This is a genomic window from Nitrosopumilus sp. b1, from assembly GCF_014078545.1.
Taxonomy (GTDB): Archaea; Thermoproteota; Nitrososphaeria; order Nitrososphaerales; family Nitrosopumilaceae; genus PXYB01.
Map to the genome: position 1 here is coordinate 1 of NZ_MU078751.1, position 1,402 is coordinate 1,402.

1 protein-coding gene and 1 pseudogene are annotated in these 1,402 nt (G+C 37.0%); both read left to right on the top strand.

What is annotated here, in order from left to right:
• A pseudogene (locus C6988_RS10320) lies at window positions 1-295 on the top strand (7,8-didemethyl-8-hydroxy-5-deazariboflavin synthase subunit CofG); the annotation flags it as partial.
• A partial coding sequence (gene cofH, locus C6988_RS10325) for a 5-amino-6-(D-ribitylamino)uracil--L-tyrosine 4-hydroxyphenyl transferase CofH (RefSeq protein ID WP_182135301.1) occupies window positions 292-1,402 on the top strand: 1,111 nt, incomplete at its 3' end. The pseudogene C6988_RS10320 and the gene cofH, both read left to right, overlap by 4 nt.

The following is a 1,402-nucleotide window of genomic DNA, read 5'->3' on the forward strand; positions in this document are numbered from 1 at the left end:
GATGAACATACAGATACCACCAAATTTGTCACCTGAATCATATCAGAGCTTTCTATCAGTTGGCATAAATGATTGGGGCGGTATTTCACCACTAACACCGGATTATGTTAACCCAGAATTTTCATGGCCCACAATAAATGAGGTAGATGAGAACTCTAGAAAAGCTGGATTTGAGCTAAAATGTAGATTTCCAGTATATCCAGAGTATTTTTCATCATTAAATGAGGATCTAAATGAAAAGATACAACTACTATCAAATCAAGATGGTTTTGTAAAGGAGGAATATTGGAGATGACACTAAACATTGAACATGTAGATTCTTTGTTCAAACATGCAGACCCGCTTGTTTCAGATGTTCTAAATCGCGCATTATCTGAAAAAGAGATTTCTGCAGAAGACGGATTATTGCTATACAATACAGAAGGATTAGACTTTCATCTAGTAGGTCTAGTAGCTGATGAGCTACGACGACGACGGGTTGGAGATGTAGTAACCTATGTCGTTAATAGAAATATCAATTTTACAAATGTCTGCATAAAGCAATGTGGTTTTTGTGCATTTAGCAGAGACTTTAGAGAAGAAGAAGGATATTTTCTTCCAACTGAGGAGATTGTAAGACGAGCAAAAGAGGCATACAGCCTAGGTGCAACTGAGGTATGCATTCAAGCAGGATTGCCCCCCGACATGGAGGCCAATACCTATGAGAATATTTGTCAATCAATCAAAAAAGAGATGCCAGATATGCACATTCATGGATTCTCTCCTGAAGAAGTATTGTATGGTGCAACAAGATCACAGATTTCAATTCCAGAATATCTTAAACGACTCAAAGAGGCAGGAGTAGATACACTTCCTGGAACATCAGCTGAAATTTTAGACCAAGATATGAGAGATAAAATTTCACCTGGAAGAATCACTGTGAAAGATTGGATTGAGGTAATTAAAACTGCACACAAGATGGGAATTAACACAACATCTACTATGATGTTTGGACATATTGAAACTCCTGAAGATAGAGTAAAACACATTTCATTATTACGAGATATTCAAAAAGAGACAGGAGGCTTTACAGAATTTGTTCCATTGAACTTTATTTTTGATGAAGCACCAATGTACAAACATAATCTCCATGAAGGAATTAGACAAGGCGGTAGTGCAAAAGATGTTCTACTAACTCATGCAGTTGCAAGAATCATGCTAAATAATTTCATCGATAATGTTCAAATGTCTTGGGTAAAAGAAGGGCAAAAAATGTCACAGCTTTTACTAATGTGGGGAGCAAATGATTTTGGTGGTACTTTAATCAATGAGAGTATATCAACATCAGCAGGTGCAGAACACGGTCAGCTATTACAACCAAAACAAATTCGTCATCTGGTTCGAGAGATTGGAAGAACCCCTG